The following is a 16,696-nucleotide window of genomic DNA, read 5'->3' on the forward strand; positions in this document are numbered from 1 at the left end:
GCATGCATAACGACTGCTCCTCACAGACAGGTCAATGGGGTGAACAGGCACCACTGGTGGCGTGACGCGGTGATCTATCAGGTGTACGTCCGCAGCTTCCTGGACAGCACCGGTGACGGCATCGGCGATCTCGCGGGGGTCAGGGCGGGGCTGCCGTACCTGAAGAAGCTCGGCGTGGACGGCATCTGGCTGAGCCCCTTCTACCCCTCACCGCAGCACGACCACGGCTACGACGTGGCCGACTACTGCGACGTCGACCCGGTCTTCGGCGACCTCGCCGAGTTCGACCGGCTGGTGGACGCCGCCCGGCGGCTCGGCGTCAAGGTGCTGCTCGACATCGTCCCCAACCACTGCTCCAGCGAGCACCCCTGGTTCCGCGCCGCCCTCGCCGCGGCCCCCGGCAGCCCCGAGCGCGCCCGCTTCCACTTCGCCGACGGCCGCGGCCCCGACGGCACCGAGCCGCCCAACAACTGGCACGCCATGTTCGGCGGCCCCGCCTGGACCCGCGTCACCGAGCCCGACGGCCGGCCCGGCCAGTGGTACCTGCACATGTTCACGCCGGAACAGCCCGACTGGAACTGGCGCGAGCCCGAGGTCGCCGCCGAGTTCGACCGCATCCTCCGCTTCTGGCTGGACCGGGGCGTCGACGGCTTCCGCATCGACGTCGCCGCCGGCCTCTTCAAGCACCCCGAACTGCCCGACTCGCCCGACCCGGAGGCCGACGCCCGCACCCGCGACTCGGTCAACCCGCTCGCCTGGAACCAGCCCGAGGTGCACGACGTGTGGCGGCACTGGCGCGCGGTGTGCGAGGAGTACACCGCCCGCGACGGCCGCGAACGCCTGCTGGTCGGCGAGGTCTCCGTGCCCACCGCCCGCGAGCACGCCCGCTACGTCCGCCCGGACGAGCTCCACCAGGCGTTCTTCTTCGACCTGCTCGGCGCGCCCTGGGACGCCGACGCCTTCCGCAAGGTCATCTCCGAGGCGATCGACGACATCGCCGGCACCGGCTCGACCGTCACCTGGGTCCTCAACAACCACGACCAGGTCCGCACCGTCACCCGCTACGGCGAACCCACCCCCGAGGGCAGCGGACTCGGACCCGCCCGCGCCCGCGCCGCCGCGCTGCTGATGCTGGCGCTGCCCGGAGCCGCGTACATCTACCAGGGCGAGGAACTGGGCCTGCCCGAGGTCGTGGACCTGCCCGACGACGTGCTCACCGACCCCATCTTCCGCCGCACCGGCAGCCGCGCCCGGATCCGCGACGGCTGCCGGGTGCCGCTGCCCTGGTCCGGCCAGGCGTCACCGTTCGGCTTCACCTCCGGCGCCGAAGGGGCCAAGCCCTGGCTGCCGCAGCCCGAGTGGTTCGCCGAGCACGCCACCGACCGCGCCCTCGCCGACACCCGGTCCTTCTGGCACCTGTACCGCGACGGCCTGCAACTGCGCGCCGCCCTACCGCAGTTGGGCGACGGTTCGCTGCGCTGGCTGGACACCCAGCCCGGCGTCCTCGCCTTCGCCCGCGGCGACCTCGTCTGTGCCGTCAACTTCGGCACCGCCCCCGTACCCGCTCCGTTCCCCGGCACCCCGCTGCTCGCCAGCGGACCCTGCGAGGCCGGAGTACTCCCCGGCTCCACCGCCGCCTGGTGGATCGACGGCTCCTGAACAGCACGGTCAACTTCCGTATCCCCGAAGGGACATCAACGATGATGCGACGACGTACCACCCTGCTCACCGGATGCACCGCCCTCGTGCTCGCGCTCGGCGCCACCGCCTGCGGCAGCGGCGACCCCGTCTCGGCCGGCGGCGGCGACAAGGCGCTCAGCGGCCAGACCGTCACCGTCGCGGGCGTGTGGTCCGGCAGCGAGCAGAAGAACTTCCAGAAGGTGCTGGACGCCTTCACGGAGAAGACCGGCGCGAAGACGCAGTTCGTCTCCACCGGCGACAACGTCTCCACCGTCGTCGGCAGCAAGATCGAGGGCGGCAACGCCCCCGACGTCGTCATGGTCCCGCAGGTCGGCGTGCTCAAGCAGTTCGCCGAGAAGGGCTGGCTCAAGCCGCTGGAGGGCAAGGTCAAGTCCACCATCGGCACCAACTTCGCCGAGGTGTGGCAGAACTACGGCAGCGTCGACGGCACCCTGTACGGCCTGTACTTCAAGGCCGCCCACAAGTCGACCGTCTGGTACAGCCCCGAGGCGTTCGAACAGGCCGGCGTCACCCCGCCGAAGACCTACGACGCCATGCTGAAGAACGGCCGGACCATCTCCGACTCCGGCCTCGCCGCGTTCTCCGTCGCCGGACAGGACGGCTGGACCCTCACCGACTGGTTCGAGAACGTCTACCTCTCCCAGGCCGGCCCCGAGAAGTACGACGCCCTCGCCGCGCACGAGATCAAGTGGACCGACCCGACGGTGGTCGAGGCGCTCACCACGCTCGGCAAGCTGTTCAAGGACAAGCAGCTCGTCGCGGGCGGCCAGAAGGAAGCCCTCAACACCGACTTCCCCGGCTCCGTCGAGAAGGTCTTCGGCCCCAAGGCCGAGGCGGCCATGGTCTACGAGGGCGACTTCGTCGCGGGCGTCGCCAAGGACCAGTTCGGCAGGACCATCGGCACCGACGCCAACTTCTTCCCCTTCCCGCCGGTCGGCGACGGCAAGGCGCCCGTGGTCAGTGGCGGTGACGCGGCCGTCGTCCTGAAGGACGGCAAGAACAGCGACGCCGGCATGGCGCTCGTGGAGTACCTGGCCACCCCGGAGGCCGCCGCCGTGTGGGCGGAGGCCGGCGGCTTCCTCTCCCCGAACAAGGAGCTCGACCTCTCCTCCTACGGCGACGACGTCACCCGCGCCACCGCCGAGTCCCTGGTCGGGGCCGGCGACTCGGTCCGCTTCGACATGTCCGACCAGGCCCCGGCGGCCTTCGGCGGCACCAAGGGCGTCGGCGAGTGGAAGATCCTCCAGGACTTCCTGCGCGACCCGGCCGACCCGGCGAAGACCGCCGCCGCGCTCGAGGACGCCGCGGCCAAGGCGTACGGGAACTGACGGCCATGACAGCCACACTCCTCAAGGAGGCGAGCCCCCCGGCCGCCCCGCATCCGGACGGCTCACGCGGCCGGCGCCTGCGCCGGCGCGGGCGGGTCATCGCCCTGCTGTTCGTCTTCCCCGCACTGCTCCTGCTGGGCGCGCTGGTCGTGTACCCGGTGCTGTTCTCCGTCGGCCGCAGCTTCTTCGACGCCTCCGGCAACGAGTTCGTCGGCGGCGAGAACTACGCCGAGATGTTCCGCGACCCGGCCACCCTCAAGGCCATCCGCAACACCGCGATCTGGGTCGTGGTGGCGCCGACGCTGCTGACCGGGCTCGGACTGATCCTGGCCGTCCTGGTCGAGAAGGTCCGCTGGGCCACCGCCTTCAAGCTGCTGCTGTTCATGCCGATGGCGGTGTCCTTCCTCGCGGCCGGCATCATCTTCCGCCTCGCCTACGACGAGGACCCCGACAAGGGCGTGCTCAACGCCGCCGTCGTCTCCGTCCACGACGCCTTCGAGGGCTCCTCCTCCTACCCGACCGCCCGCGCCCGCGACGGCGAGGGCCTGACCGCGCGGCCGGACGGCTCGTACGTCACCGGCGCGGACGTCTCACCCGGCGGCACCGCGGCGCTCGGCCTGGTCGGTGTCGCCCCCAAGGACCTGCCGGGCGACGCCGAACCGGCCCGCCCGGCGGCCTCCCGCTCGGCGGGCGCCGACGAGATCGGCGGCGTCGTGTACCTCGACTTCACGCCCGGCGGAGGCGGTAAGCCCGGCGTGGTCGACCCGGACGAGAGCGGACTGCCCGGGATGAAGGTCGAGGCGGTCCGCGACGGCAGCACCGTCGCGACCGCGACCACCGGGGCCGACGGCTCCTTCCGCTTCACCGGACTGGACGGCGGCGCCTACACGCTGAAGCTGCCGTCCGCGAACTTCGCGGCACCCTACGACGGCATCTCCTGGCTCGGCCCGGCGCTCGTCACGCCGGCGATCATCGGAGCGTACCTATGGATCTGGACCGGTTTCGCGATGGTGCTCATCGGCGCGGGCCTCGCCACCCTGCCCAGGGACGCGCTGGAAGCGGCACGCATGGACGGTGCCAACGAGTGGCAGATCTTCCGCCGTATCACGGTTCCGTTGCTCGCGCCCGTGCTCACCGTCGTCTTCGTGACCCTGGTGATCAACGTCATGAAGGTCTTCGACCTGGTTTACATCATCGCGCCCGGACCCGTGCAGGAGGACGCAACCGTGCTGGCGACGCAGATGTGGCTGGTGTCGTTCGGCGGGGGCAACAACCAGGGCCTCGGCAGTGCGCTCGGTGTGCTGCTCCTGCTGCTGGTCATCCCGGCCATGGTGTTCAACGTCCGCCGTTTCCGAAGGAGTCAGCGATGAACGCGATCCGCCGCGGCCTGAGCAGCGCGGTGGTGCAGGCCTTCCTGGTCGTCATCGGCCTGGTGTGGATGACCCCGCTGGCCGGTCTGTTCCTGTCCTCGCTGCGGTCCGCCGAGGAGACCGCCGAGGGCGGCTGGTGGACCGTGTTCACCAGCCCCGGGCAGCTGTCCTTCGACAACTACTCGGCGCTGCTGGACAACTCGGGCATCACCCAGGCGTTCTGGAACACCGTGCTGATCTCGGTGCCGACGACCGTGCTGGTCGTGGTGGTGGCCGCGCTCGCCGGCTACGCCTTCGCGTGGCTGGACTTCCCCGGCCGCGAGCCGATCTTCCTGCTCGTGGTCGCGCTGCTGGTGGTGCCCGTCCAGATCGGCCTGCTGCCGGTGGCCAAACTCTTCGGCCAGCTGGGGCTGTTCGGCACGATCCCGGGTGTGGTGCTGTTCCACGTCGCCTACGGGCTGCCGTTCGCGATCTTCCTGCTGCGGAACTACTTCGCCGAGATGCCGAAGGAGATGCTGGAGGCCGCGCGGATGGACGGCGGCAGCGAATGGCGGATCTTCATCCGGCTGGTGCTGCCGGTGGGGCGTCCGGCCATCGCCAGCCTCGCCATCTTCCAGTTCCTGTGGGTGTGGAACGACATGCTGGTGGCGCTGCTGTTCGCGGACAGCTCGGCGCAGCCGCTGACCGTGCAGCTCCAGTCGCAGATCCGGCAGTTCGGCAGCAACATCGACGTGCTGGCGCCCGGGGCGTTCCTGTCGCTGGTGGTGCCGGTGGTCGTGTTCTTCGCCTTCCAGCGGCACTTCGTGCAGGGAGTCATGGCGGGATCCGTGAAGTAGCGGAACGGCAAGGGGCGGCGGGGCCGGAAGCCCTCGCCGCCCCTTGCCGTTCCCGGCCCCCGTCCGCACCCGGACGGGGGCCCTGGCGTTCAGGCGCCGGACGAACCGGTCACGGCGACGCCGGCGGATACAGCGACCTCGGCAGTTGCGAGGCCGCCGCCGCGTCCAGCAGCCACAGCGTGCGGGCGCGGCCGTACGCGCCCGCCGCCGGCGCCTGGATCTCGCCCGCGCCCGACAGGGCGATCGCCGCGGCCTCCGCCTTGTCCTCGCCGGCCGCCAGCAGCCACACCTCGCGGGCCGCGCGGATCGCCGGGAGGGTCAGCGTCACCCGGGTCGGCGGCGGTTTGGGGGCGCCGTGCACGCCTACCACCGTGCGCTCCGTCTCCCGGACCGCCGGCAGCTCCGGGAAGAGCGACGCCACATGGGTGTCCGGGCCGACGCCCAGCATCAGCACGTCGAACGTCGGGACCGGACCGTGGTTCTCCGGGCCCGCCGACGCGGCCAGCTCGTCCGCGTACGCCGCGGCCGCCGCGTCCACGTCGGAGCCGTACGGGCCGTCCGACGCGGGCATCGCGTGCACCCGCTCGGGGTCCAGCGGCACCGAGTCCAGCAGTGCCCGGCGGGCCTGGGTGACATTGCGCTCCGGGTCGCCCTCCGGCAGGAACCGCTCGTCGCCCCACCACAGGTCCAGCCGGCCCCAGTCGACCGCGTCCCGCGCGGGCGCCGACGCCAGCGCGGCCAGCAGACCGTTGCCGTTGCGGCCGCCGGTCAGCACGACGGACGCCGAACCCCGCGACGCCTGGGCGTCCACGATCTTCGTGATCAGCCGGGCCGCCGCGGCCTGCGCCATCAGCTCCTTGTCCCGGTGCACGACCAGCTGCGGTGCCGTACTCACTTCGCCGCCGCCTTCTTCACCGGTGCCTGCGCCGTCGCCCGGGACGCGGGAGCTTTCGCAGCCGACTCGACGGGCGCCGGGACAGCCTCGCGTCCGGAGTCTCCTTTGGCCGGCCGCTCACCGGACCCCTCCGCGCCCTTCAGCCGCTCCACGCCGTAGCGCAGCGCCGACGCGTAGGTGTCGTCCGGGTCCAGCCGCCGCAGCTCCTCCGCGATCAGCTCCGCCGTGTCCCGGCGCTTGAGCGCCACCGCACGCTTCGGCTGGCCCTGGATGGACAGCGTCGCCAGCGAACCGTCGGCACGGTCCAGCACGATCGGCCCGCAGTCGGTGTCCATCCGTACCGCGGTGAGCCCCGGACCGGGGGACTGCGAACGCCTGACGGGCACGTCCAGCCGGTCCGCGAGCCACATCGCCAGCAGCTCGCAGCTCGGGTTGAACTCCTCGCCCTCCACCTCGACGCCCCGCACCTCGCAGGCGACCTGGTCCAGCGCCGCCGCCAGCATCGACCGCCACGGCGTGATGCGGGTCCACGACAGGTCCGTGTCGCCCGGGGTGTAGGCGTCGGCGCGGGCCGCCAGCTCCTCCACCGGCTTCTCGCAGGCGTAGGTGTCGGTCACCCGGCGCTGGGCCAGCGCGCCCAGCGGGTCCTTCGCCGGGTCCAGCGGGGCGTTGACCGGCCACCACACCACCACCGGCGCGTCCGGCAGCAGCAGCGGCAGCACCACCGACTGGGCGTGGTCCACGACCTCGCCGTACAGCCGGAGCACCACCGTCTCGCCGGTGCCCGCGTCCGCGCCCACCCGCACCTCGGCGTCGAGGCGGGACTGCGTACGGTCACGCGGCGAGCGGGAGACCCGCTTGATGACCACCAGCGTGCGCGAGGGATGCTCGCGCGAGGCGTCGCCGGCCGCCTTCAGCGCGTCGTAGGCGTTCTCCTCGTCCGTCACGATGACCAGCGTGAGCACCATGCCGACGGCCGGGGTACCGATGGCCCGGCGCGCCTGCACCAGCGCCTTGTTGATCTTGCTGGCCGTGGTGTCCGTGAGGTCTGTCTTCATGGCCGGCGCCAGCTCCGTCCGTCTCGCTCGAGCATTTCGTCCGCCTCGACGGGTCCCCAGGTACCCGCGGGGTACTGGGCGGGCCTGCCGTTCGCGTCCCAGTACTCCTCGATCGGGTCGAGGATCTTCCAGGACAGCTCGACCTCCTCGGTGCGCGGGAAGAGGTTGGAGTCGCCGAGCAGGACGTCGAGGATCAGCCGCTCGTACGCCTCCGGGCTGGACTCGGTGAACGACTCGCCGTAGGCGAAGTCCATCGACACGTCCCGGATCTCCATCGACGTGCCCGGCACCTTGGAACCGAAGCGGACGGTGACGCCCTCGTCGGGCTGGACGCGGATGACGATCGCGTTCTGCCCGAGCTCCTCGGTGGCCGTGGTGTCGAACGGGGAGTGCGGGGCGCGCTGGAAGACGACGGCGATCTCCGTCACGCGCCGGCCGAGGCGCTTGCCGGTGCGCAGGTAGAAGGGGACGCCCGCCCAGCGGCGGTTGTCGATGCCCAGCTTGATCGCGGCGTAGGTGTCGGTCTTCGAGGACGGGTCGATGCCCTCCTCCTCCAGGTAGCCGACCGCCTTCGCGCCGCCCTGCCAGCCGGCCGCGTACTGCCCGCGCACCGTGTCGCGGCCCAGGTCCTTCGGCAGCCGCACGGCGCCGAGCACCTTGGTCTTCTCCGCGGCGAGCGCGTCCGCGTCGAAGGAGGCGGGCTCCTCCATCGCGGTCAGCGCGAGCAGTTGCAGCAGGTGGTTCTGGATGACGTCGCGGGCGGCGCCGATGCCGATGTCCTCGGCCATGGTGATCTGCACATGGTCCACGAAGGACCGGTTCCAGATCGGTTCGAACATCGTGTTGGCGAAGCGCAGCGCCAGGATGTTCTGGACGGTCTCCTTGCCGAGGTAGTGGTCGATCCGGAAGACCTGGTCCGGGGCGAACACCTCGTGGACGATCGAGTTCAGCTCCTCGGCCGACTTCAGGTCGTGCCCGAACGGCTTCTCGATGACGGCCCGCCGCCAGGAGCCGTCGGTCTGGTCGGCCAGCCCGTGCTTCTTCAGCTGCTGGATGACCACCGGGAACGACCGGGGCGGCACCGACAGGTAGAACGCGAAGTTCCCGCCCGTGCCCTGCGCCTTGTCCAGCTCCTCGATCGTGTCGCGCAGCCGCTCGAAGGACTCGTCGTCGTCGAAGGTGCCCTGCACGAAGCGCATGCCCTGGATGAGCTGCTGCCAGACCTCCTCACGGAAGGGCGTGCGGGCGTGCTCCTTGACCGCGTCGTGGACCTCCTGCGCGAAGTCCTCGTTCGCCCACTCGCGGCGGGCGAACCCCACCAGCGAGAAGCCCGGCGGCAGCAGACCCCGGTTGGCGAGGTCGTACACGGCCGGCATCAGCTTCTTGCGGGACAGGTCGCCCGTCACACCGAAGATGACCAGGCCCGACGGCCCCGCGATACGCGGGAGCCGTCGGTCCGCCGGGTCACGCAGCGGGTTGCTGCTCGACAAGGTCTCAGCCCTCCGCGGGGGCGAGGCGCTGCAACTCCGCCTCGGTCGACTTCAGCAGGTCGTTCCAGGACGCCTCGAACTTGTCGACGCCCTCGTCCTCCAGAAGCTGCACCACCTCGTCGTAGGAGATGCCGAGCGCCTCGATCGCGTCGAGGTCGGCGCGGGCCTGCTCGTAGGTGCCGCTCACCGCGTCACCCCGGATCTCGCCCTGCTCCTCGGTGGCCACCAGCGTCGCCTCCGGCATGGTGTTCACCGTGTTCGGCGCCACCAGCTCGTCGACGTACATGGTCGACTTGTACGCCTTGTCCTTCACACCGGTCGACGCCCACAGCGGACGCTGCTTGTTGGCGCCCTCGCGCTCCAGCGCGGTCCAGCGCTCGGTCGCGAAGACCTCCTCGTACGCCTGGTAGGCCAGGCGGGCGTTGGCGATGGCGGCCTTGCCGCGCAGCGCCTTGGCCTCGTCGGTGCCGAGCGCGTCGATCCGCTTGTCGATCTCGCTGTCCACGCGGGACACGAAGAAGGACGCCACGGAGTGGATCTTCGACAGGTCCAGGCCCTTGGCCTTCGCCTTCTCCAGACCCGCCAGGTAGGCGTCCATGACCGCTCGGTAACGCTCCAGCGAGAAGATCAGCGTGACGTTGACGCTGATGCCGTTGCCGATCGTCTCGGTGATCGCCGGCAGACCCGCCTCGGTGGCCGGGATCTTGATCAGGGTGTTGGGCCGGTCCACCAGCCAGGCCAGCTGCCGGGCCTCGGCGACCGTGGCGCGGGTGTTGTGGGCCAGGCGCGGGTCGACCTCGATCGAGACCCGGCCGTCCTGGCCGTCGGTGGCGTCGAAGACCGGGCGCAGGATGTCGGCGGCGTCGCGGACGTCCGCCGTGGTGATCATGCGGATGGCCTCTTCGACGGTGACCTTGCGGGCGGCGAGGTCGGTCAGCTGCTGGTCGTAGCCGTCGCCCTCGGAGATCGCCTTCTGGAAGATCGTCGGGTTGGTGGTGACGCCCACGACGTGCTGCTGGTCGATCAGCTCGGCGAGGTTGCCGGACGTGATCCGCTTGCGCGACAGGTCGTCCAGCCAGATCGCGACGCCTTCCTCGGAAAGGCGCTTCAGTGCGTCTGTCATGGAAATTCCATCTCCTACGTGTCGTATAAGGGCGTCAGCGCTGGGCTGCGGCGATCGATTCCCGGGCCTGGGCGGCCACGTTCTCGGCGGTGAAGCCGTACTCCTCGAACAGCGCCTTGCCGTCGGCGGAGGCGCCGAAGTGCTCCAGGGACACGATGCGCCCCGCGTCCCCCACGTACTTGTGCCAGGTCAGGCCGATGCCCGCCTCGACGGCGACGCGCGCCTTCACGGACGGCGGCAGGACGCTGTCCCGGTACCCCTGGTCCTGCTCCTCGAACCACTCCACCGACGGCATGGACACCACACGCGTCGGCACGCCGGACGCCTGGAGCCGCTCGCGCGCCTCCACGGCGACGTGCACCTCGGAGCCGGTGGCGATCAGGATCACCTGCGGCTCGCCGCCCTCGGCGTCGAACAGTACGTACCCGCCGCGCGCGGCGTCCTCGTTCGGCTCGTACGTCGGCACGCCCTGGCGGGTCAGCGCCAGACCGTGCGGGGCGCCCTTGCCGAACTCCTTGGTCCAGCGCCGGAGGATCTCGCGCCAGGCGATCGCGGTCTCGTTGGCGTCGGCCGGGCGGACGACGTTCAGACCCGGGATGGCGCGCAGCGAGGCCAGGTGCTCGACCGGCTGGTGCGTCGGGCCGTCCTCGCCGAGGCCGATGGAGTCGTGCGTCCACACGTACGTCACTGGCAGGTGCATCAGCGCCGACAGCCGCACCGCGTTGCGCATGTAGTCGGAGAACACCAGGAAGGTGCCGCCGTAGATGCGGGTGTTGCCGTGCAGCGCGATGCCGTTCATCTCCGCGGCCATCGCGTGCTCGCGGATGCCGAAGTGGATGGTGCGGCCGTAGGGGTCGGCCTCCGGCAGCGGGTTGCCCGCGGGCAGGAAGGAGCTGGTCTTGTCGATCGTGGTGTTGTTGGAACCGGCGAGGTCGGCCGAGCCGCCCCACAGCTCCGGCACCACCGCGCCGAGCGCCTGCAGCACCTTGCCGGACGCGGCACGGGTGGCCACGCCCTTGCCCGGCTCGAACAGCGGAATGGCGTCCTGCCAGCCCTCGGGCAGCTCACCGGCGGAGATGCGGTCGAACTCCGCGGCGCGCTCGGGGTTGTTGTCCCGCCACTGCTGGAAGGACTTCTCCCACACCGCGCGGGCCGCCTGGCCGCGCTCCAGCGCCTTGCGGGTGTGCCCGATGACCTCGTCGGCCACCTCGAACGTCCGCTCCGGGTCGAAGCCCAGCACCCGCTTGGTGGCCGCCACCTCGTCGTCGCCGAGCGCCGAGCCGTGCGCGGCCTCGGTGTTCTGCGCGTTCGGCGCCGGCCAGGCGATGATCGACCGCATGGCGATGAAGGACGGCTTGTCCGTGACCTTCTTCGCCTCCTGGATCGCGTCGTAGATCGCGTTCGGGTCCAGGTCGCCGTCCGCCTTCGGGGCGACCCGCTGCACGTGCCAGCCGTACGCCTCGTACCGCTTGCAGGTGTCCTCCGAGACGGCCGTCTCGGTGTCGCCCTCGATGGAGATGTGGTTGTCGTCCCACAGCAGGACGAGGTTGCCGACCTTCTGGTGGCCGGCCATCGAGGACGCCTCGGCGGCGATGCCCTCCTGGAGGCAGCCGTCGCCGGCGATGCAGTACACGAAGTGGTCGAACGGGGACTCGCCCTCGGCGGCCTCCGGGTCGAACAGGCCCCGCTCGTAACGGGCGGCCATGGCCATGCCGACGGCGTTGGCGACGCCCTGGCCCAGCGGGCCGGTCGTCGTCTCCACGCCCGTGGTGTGGCCGTACTCCGGGTGGCCCGGCGTCTTCGAGCCCCAGGTGCGGAAGGACTTCAGGTCGTCCAGCTCCAGGCCGAAGCCCGCCAGGTACAGCTGGGTGTAGAGAGTCAGGGACGAATGCCCGGCGGACAGGACGAAACGGTCACGTCCGACCCAGTCGGCGTCCGCCGGGTCGTGCCGCATCACCTTCTGGAAGAGGGTGTACGCGGCAGGTGCCAGGCTCATCGCCGTACCCGGATGGCCGTTACCGACCTTCTGTACGGCATCGGCGGCCAGGACGCGGGCGGTGTCGACGGCCCGCTGGTCCAACTCGGTCCACTCGAGGTCTGTGGTGGTCGGCTTTGTGCTCACCCTGAGTCAGGGCTCCTCTCCACATGTCGGATGCCGGTGACGGCCCACCGGCGAGGTCGAGCCTACCCCCGTGGGACGTGGGTTCCCCCGAGTCGTTCCAGAGTGCGGTCACTCCCGCCGATCCGCCTCCTGACCGGTCCGTTTTCCCATTTCGCAGATGAATACGGAGCCGCTCATCCGGGTGCTCAATCGAGCCGCCGGGCGCACCTCGGAGGGCGCCGTCCAACACGAGGCGACCCCCGCGAATGTCCGGGTCTGGGCAACGTCTACAGTGGCGTGGTACGCGCGAGCCTTTACCGCCACTTCACCACGGTGAGGCTTGCTGGGATGTCTCTTAGGGGTGTGCGTGACGGCCGTTGAATCCCGTCCTGGGGGTACCTCCCAGGCCCTCAAGGCTCTGGGGGAGGGAGTAGGGACCATCCAGAGCCCTGCCCGTCGGCCGTTCGGCGCCCGCGCGATGGCGTTCGTGGCTCTCACCAAGCCGCGGATCATCGAACTTCTGCTGATCACCACCGTTCCGGTGATGTTCCTGGCGCAGCAGGGCGTGCCCGACCTGAAGCTGGTGCTGCTGACCTGCCTCGGCGGCTACCTGTCCGCGGGCGGCGCCAACGCGCTCAACATGTACATCGACCGCGACATCGACGCCCTGATGGACCGCACCTCGCAGCGTCCGCTGGTGACCGGCATGGTCAGCCCGCGCGAGGCCCTGGTCTTCGGCATCACCCTGGCGGTCGTCTCGACGCTGCTGTTCGGCCTCACCGTCAACTGGCTGTCCGCCTGGCTCGCCCTCGGAGCGCTCCTCTTCTACGTCGTCGTCTACACGATGATCCTCAAACGGCGTACGTCGCAGAACATCGTGTGGGGCGGGATCGCCGGCTGCATGCCGGTGCTGATCGGCTGGTCCTCGGTCACCGACTCGATGTCCTGGGCGCCGGTCGTCCTCTTCCTCGTCATGTTCTTCTGGACGCCGCCGCACTACTGGCCGCTCTCCATGAAGGTCAAGGACGACTACGCACGCGTGGGCGTGCCCATGCTCCCGGTCATCGCCTCCAACAAGGCGGTCGCCAAGCAGATCGTCCTCTACAGCTGGGTCATGGTCGGCGTGTCCCTGCTGCTGACCCCGCTCGGCTACACGGGCTGGTTCTACACCGCGGTCGCCCTGGCCGCCGGCGGCTGGTGGCTGTGGGAGGCGCACGCGCTGCTGAACCGCGCGAAGGCGGAGGCGACCGGCGGCAAGCTCAAGGAGATGCGCCTGTTCCACTGGTCCATCACCTATGTGTCGCTGCTCTTCGTGGCCGTCGCGGTGGACCCCTTCCTGCGGTAGGCCCTCCGGCACCCGGATACGGGCGGGGCGCGTGGCCAAGGCCACGGACCCCGCCCGTCGCCGTTTGATCTACCCGTCGGTAGCATCCTGGTCATGGCAGACACGCAGCAGGTGGACCCGAAGGCCGAGCAGAAGGCGGCCCGACTCGCCAAGCAGATCAACGGCTTCGCCAAGGCGCACGGCGGCGCCGAGGGGCAGGTCGCGTACATCGGGCGGCGCGGCGCCCGGATCGTGCTCGTCGGAGCGGACGGCGGCTGGGGCGACCTGGTCGCGCCCACCCACGAGATCGCGCTGAAGGCCGTCGAGAAGTCCGGCATCACCGTGCACGAGGACTTCGACGGCGAGTTCGCCGCGAAGGTGCGGACCGGCCCGTACGAGTGGAGCCGCATGGCCGGCATCCAGATCGGCGGCCCCTCCAACGACTGAAACCGGCTCGGGGCAACACCTACTCACCGGTTCACCCGTTAGGACCTGTGGCAGCACAGCGTCCACACGGGGAGAGCCCGGAGATGATCGACCCGACGTCCCTGGTCGACCAGTACTGTCACGGTGTGCTCCGCACGGAGCTGGGCCTCGGCACCTTCGAGGCCCAGCTGGCCCGCACCGAGGGCCCGCCCGCGCCCGGCACCACCCTCTTCGACACCCAGACCGGTTTCGCCGTGCGCCGCTGGTGCCCGCCGCTGCTCGGCCTGGAGCCGCACTGCCCGCCCGCCCGCTACCTCGCCCGGCGCCGCGAACTCGGCGTCCTGGAGGCGGGACGCCGGCTGCTGCGGGGCAGCGGCATCACCGCCTACCTGGTGGACACCGGGCTGCCCGGCGACCTCACCGGCCCCGACGAGCTGGGCCGCGCCGCGGACGCCGAGGCCCACGAGATCGTCCGCCTGGAACAGCTGGCCGAACAGGTCGCCGACACCTCGGGCACCGTCGAGTCCTTCCTCGCCAACCTCGCCGAGTCCGTGCACGGAGCCGCCGCGCACGTCGCCGCGTTCACCTCCGTCGCCGGTCCCCGGCACGGGCCGGTGCTCACCGCCGAGCCGCCCGGGCCGGGCGAGGTGCGCGGCGCGGCCGGCCGCTGGCTGGCGGCGCGGCACGCCGGGGACCAGCTGAGCGACCCGGTGCTGCTGCGGCACCTGCTGTGGATCGCGGTCGCCTCCGGCCGGCCCCTCCAGCTCCACGCCGGCCTCGGTGAACCCGGGGCGCGCATCGACGCCGGCGACCCGGTCCTGCTGACCGACTTCGTACGGGCCACCGCGGGACTCGGCACCGACCTGGTCCTGCTGCACGGCTACCCGTACCACCGCCACGCCGCCCACCTCGCCGGTGTCTTCCCGCACGTCTACACCGACTGCGGCGCCGCCCTGGTGCGCACCGGCGCCCGCGCGGCGACCGTCCTCGCGGAGATCCTGGAACTCGCCCCCTTCGGCAAGATCCTCTTCTCCAGCGGCGCCCGGGGCCTGCCCGAACTGCACGTCGTCGGGGCGTGCCTGTTCCGCGAGGCGCTCGCCCGGGTGCTCGGGACCTGGGTGGCCGAGGGAGCCTGGTCGCTCGACGACGCCCAGCGGGTGGCCGGCCTGATCGCCGCGGGCAACGCGGGCCGGGTGTACGGGCTGGAGTGACCGGGTGTACGGGCCGGAGCGGGGCGGGAAGACTGGACGGGTGCCGACCGACGCCCTGCTCGACCGCTTCCTCACCGGCCTCGCGCCGCTCGCCCCCGTGTCCGTCTGGGCGCACGGCTCACTGGCCGGCGGCGACTACGTGGAGGGCCGCAGCGACCTGGACCTGATCGCGGTCCTGGACCACCCGATCGGCGCGCGGACGGTGTGGCGCCTGGCTCTGCTGCACGCCCGGCTGCGCGGCGAACCGCTCGCCGGCCGGCTCCACTGCACCTACCTCACACCGGACACCGCGGCGGGCGCCGAACGGCGCCACCTCACCTGGGCGCACGAGGAGCTTTTCAGGCGCCCGGTCACCCCGGTCACCCGGACCGAGCTGCACACCTTCGGCAAGGTCCTGCACGGGGCGCCGCCCGCACAGGTGCTGCCACCGGTGCCGGACGGCGAACTGGCCGCGTTCGTGGTGCGCGACCAGCGCGAGTTCTGGCGGCGCGAGGTGGACCGGGCGGCCAACTGGACCCAGGACGTCTGGGTCGACCTGGGCCTGCTGACCTTCGCCCGCGCCACCGTCACCCTCCGCGAGGGCCGCCTGATCACCAAACGGGAGGCCCTCGACGTCCTGCCCGGCCTCGGCGCCCCCGGCGAGGTCGTCGAGGACATCAGGAGGCGGCGCTACGGTGCCGCCGCGGAGTCGCCCGCCGCGGAGCCGCCCGCCGAGGAGTCGCCCGCCGAGGAGTGGACCGTACGCCGGGCCCGGCTGACCCGGAACTACCTGGGGCCGGCGATCGACGCGCTCGCGGCGGGTTCCTGAGCGGCCGGTACGGCCGCGTCCGGCGCCGTGACCCCGGGGCGCTCGCGCAGGGACAGCAGGACGCGCAGCACCCAGATCCACATCACGCACGAGCCGAACATGTGCAGGCCGACCAGCACCTCGGGCAGGTCCGTGAAGTACTGGACGTAGCCGATGGCACCCTGCGCGAGCAGGATCACGAACAGTTCGCGGGTCCGGGCGAGCGGCGCCGCGGGCGCGTCGACCGCCTTCAGCACGAACCACAGCGCGAACGTCAGCGTCACCACGATCCACGCCAGCACGGCGTGCAGCTTGCTGACCGTCTCCCAGTCCAGCGGCATCCGCGGGACCTCACTGGAGTCACCCGCGTGCGGGCCCGCGCCGGTGACCACGGTGCCGACGGCGATCAGCAGCACGGAGACCGCCACCATGCACCACACCAGCTGCCGCACGGCCTTGCCCACCAGCGGACGCGGCTCGCCGTCGCCCTCCCGGGTGCGCTGCCACATCACCGTGGCGACCGCGATCAGGGCCGAGGAGAGCAGGAAGTGCGCGGCCACGGTGTACGGGTTCAGACCGACGAGGACCACGATGCCGCCGAGGATCGCGTTGCCCATCACGATCCAGAACTGCGCCCAGCCCAGCAGGGTCAGGCCGCGCCGGTACGGCTTCTGTGAGCGGGCGGCGACGATCGCCCAGCCGACGGCCGCGCACAGCACGTAGGTCAGCAGACGGTTGCCGAACTCGATGACGCCGTGCAGGCCCATCTCGCTGGTGGTGGTGATCGAGTCCTCGGTGCACTTGGGCCAGGTCGGACAGCCGAGGCCCGAACCGGTCAGCCGCACGGCACCGCCGGTGACCACGATCACCACCGCCATGACGAGAGCGGCGAGGGCGGCGCGCCGGACGGTCCGGGGGTCCGGGGTCCAGCGTGCGGCGATGAAGGCGAGCGGGTTGCGCAGGGCCGCCTGGGCGTCGGCGCGGGTCACGTTTGGCACGCGGTCCATCGTAGGCGGCCGCTTGTGCACGCTTTCACGAGGGTCCGG

General features: G+C 71.3%; 14 protein-coding genes. 8 read left to right on the forward strand and 6 right to left on the reverse strand.

Features of this window, described 5'->3' with window-relative positions:
• Nucleotides 1–39: 39 nt before the first annotated feature.
• From FGW31_RS26635 to FGW31_RS26650, 4 genes are read left to right on the forward strand one after another with little or no spacing between them, the layout of a single operon-like run.
• Nucleotides 40–1,659: a glycoside hydrolase family 13 protein gene (locus FGW31_RS26635; RefSeq protein ID WP_142196072.1), complete on the forward strand. Its 1,620-nt coding sequence runs from the start codon at nucleotides 40–42 to the stop codon at nucleotides 1,657–1,659.
• A gap of 41 nt (nucleotides 1,660–1,700) precedes the next feature.
• Entirely contained in the window at nucleotides 1,701–3,029 is a 1,329-nt protein-coding gene (locus FGW31_RS26640) for an ABC transporter substrate-binding protein (protein ID WP_142196073.1), read from the forward strand.
• Nucleotides 3,030–3,034: 5 nt separating this feature from the next.
• Nucleotides 3,035–4,399, forward strand: a complete 1,365-nt coding sequence (locus FGW31_RS26645) for an ABC transporter permease (RefSeq protein WP_142196074.1) — start codon at nucleotides 3,035–3,037, stop codon at nucleotides 4,397–4,399.
• Nucleotides 4,396–5,235 carry a carbohydrate ABC transporter permease gene (locus FGW31_RS26650; protein WP_142196075.1) on the forward strand — a complete coding sequence of 280 codons (840 nt, stop codon included), beginning with the start codon at nucleotides 4,396–4,398 and terminating at the stop codon, nucleotides 5,233–5,235. Before FGW31_RS26645 ends, FGW31_RS26650 begins: the two co-directional genes overlap by 4 nt.
• A 109-nt stretch (nucleotides 5,236–5,344) precedes the next feature.
• On the opposite strand, the gene pgl is transcribed toward FGW31_RS26650, so the two are convergent.
• From pgl to tkt, 5 genes are read right to left on the reverse strand one after another with little or no spacing between them, the layout of a single operon-like run.
• Entirely contained in the window at nucleotides 5,345–6,130 is a 786-nt protein-coding gene (gene pgl / locus FGW31_RS26655) for a 6-phosphogluconolactonase (protein ID WP_142196076.1), read from the reverse strand.
• Nucleotides 6,127–7,188 (reverse strand): glucose-6-phosphate dehydrogenase assembly protein OpcA, encoded by a 1,062-nt coding sequence (opcA, locus tag FGW31_RS26660; protein ID WP_142196077.1) that lies wholly within the window; start codon nucleotides 7,186–7,188, stop codon nucleotides 6,127–6,129. Before opcA ends, pgl begins: the two co-directional genes overlap by 4 nt.
• Nucleotides 7,185–8,678: a glucose-6-phosphate dehydrogenase gene (gene zwf, locus FGW31_RS26665; RefSeq protein WP_142196078.1), complete on the reverse strand. Its 1,494-nt coding sequence runs from the start codon at nucleotides 8,676–8,678 to the stop codon at nucleotides 7,185–7,187. Before zwf ends, opcA begins: the two co-directional genes overlap by 4 nt.
• Before the next feature lie 4 nt (nucleotides 8,679–8,682).
• Entirely contained in the window at nucleotides 8,683–9,801 is a 1,119-nt protein-coding gene (gene tal / locus FGW31_RS26670; protein WP_142196079.1) for a transaldolase, read from the reverse strand.
• A gap of 34 nt (nucleotides 9,802–9,835) precedes the next feature.
• The gene (tkt, locus tag FGW31_RS26675; RefSeq protein ID WP_142196080.1) at nucleotides 9,836–11,923 is read right to left on the reverse strand and encodes a transketolase; all 2,088 of its coding nucleotides are present in this window, start codon (nucleotides 11,921–11,923) and stop codon (nucleotides 9,836–9,838) included.
• Nucleotides 11,924–12,263: 340 nt separating this feature from the next.
• Between tkt and FGW31_RS26680 the strand changes: the two genes are divergently transcribed.
• The 4 genes from FGW31_RS26680 to FGW31_RS26695 all read left to right on the forward strand — a co-directional run bounded on the left by FGW31_RS26680 (nucleotide 12,264) and on the right by FGW31_RS26695 (nucleotide 15,671).
• The gene (locus tag FGW31_RS26680) at nucleotides 12,264–13,247 is read left to right on the forward strand and encodes a heme o synthase (protein ID WP_373303446.1); all 984 of its coding nucleotides are present in this window, start codon (nucleotides 12,264–12,266) and stop codon (nucleotides 13,245–13,247) included.
• A gap of 93 nt (nucleotides 13,248–13,340) precedes the next feature.
• A complete protein-coding gene (locus FGW31_RS26685) occupies nucleotides 13,341–13,673 on the forward strand; it encodes a hypothetical protein (protein WP_182674621.1) in 333 nt (110 codons plus the stop codon).
• 83 nt (nucleotides 13,674–13,756) lie between these two features.
• Nucleotides 13,757–14,863: an amidohydrolase family protein gene (locus FGW31_RS26690; RefSeq protein ID WP_142196082.1), complete on the forward strand. Its 1,107-nt coding sequence runs from the start codon at nucleotides 13,757–13,759 to the stop codon at nucleotides 14,861–14,863.
• 40 nt (nucleotides 14,864–14,903) lie between these two features.
• Nucleotides 14,904–15,671: a nucleotidyltransferase domain-containing protein gene (locus tag FGW31_RS26695; protein WP_182674623.1), complete on the forward strand. Its 768-nt coding sequence runs from the start codon at nucleotides 14,904–14,906 to the stop codon at nucleotides 15,669–15,671.
• Here FGW31_RS26695 and FGW31_RS26700 read toward each other — a convergent pair.
• Nucleotides 15,629–16,657 (reverse strand): COX15/CtaA family protein, encoded by a 1,029-nt coding sequence (locus FGW31_RS26700; protein ID WP_182674625.1) that lies wholly within the window; start codon nucleotides 16,655–16,657, stop codon nucleotides 15,629–15,631. The genes FGW31_RS26695 and FGW31_RS26700 overlap by 43 nt on opposite strands.
• Nucleotides 16,658–16,696: the final 39 nt, after the last annotated feature.

Origin of the sequence: Streptomyces calvus, assembly GCF_006782915.1 — a bacterium.
GTDB lineage: Bacteria > Actinomycetota > Actinomycetes > Streptomycetales > Streptomycetaceae > Streptomyces > Streptomyces calvus.

Bases quoted from the DNA above. Each gene is read 5' to 3' on its own strand.
- FGW31_RS26640 (WP_142196073.1), top strand. From the start codon at position 1,701: ATGATGCGACGACGTACCACCCTGCTCACCGGATGCACCGCCCTCGTG.
- FGW31_RS26645 (WP_142196074.1), top strand. From the start codon at position 3,035: ATGACAGCCACACTCCTCAAGGAGGCGAGCCCCCCGGCCGCCCCGCAT.
- FGW31_RS26650 (WP_142196075.1), top strand. From the start codon at position 4,396: ATGAACGCGATCCGCCGCGGCCTGAGCAGCGCGGTGGTGCAGGCCTTC.
- opcA (WP_142196077.1), bottom strand. From the start codon at position 7,188: ATGAAGACAGACCTCACGGACACCACGGCCAGCAAGATCAACAAGGCG.
- tal (WP_142196079.1), bottom strand. From the start codon at position 9,801: ATGACAGACGCACTGAAGCGCCTTTCCGAGGAAGGCGTCGCGATCTGG.
- FGW31_RS26685 (WP_182674621.1), top strand. From the start codon at position 13,341: ATGGCAGACACGCAGCAGGTGGACCCGAAGGCCGAGCAGAAGGCGGCC.
- FGW31_RS26690 (WP_142196082.1), top strand. From the start codon at position 13,757: ATGATCGACCCGACGTCCCTGGTCGACCAGTACTGTCACGGTGTGCTC.
- FGW31_RS26700 (WP_182674625.1), bottom strand. From the start codon at position 16,657: ATGGACCGCGTGCCAAACGTGACCCGCGCCGACGCCCAGGCGGCCCTG.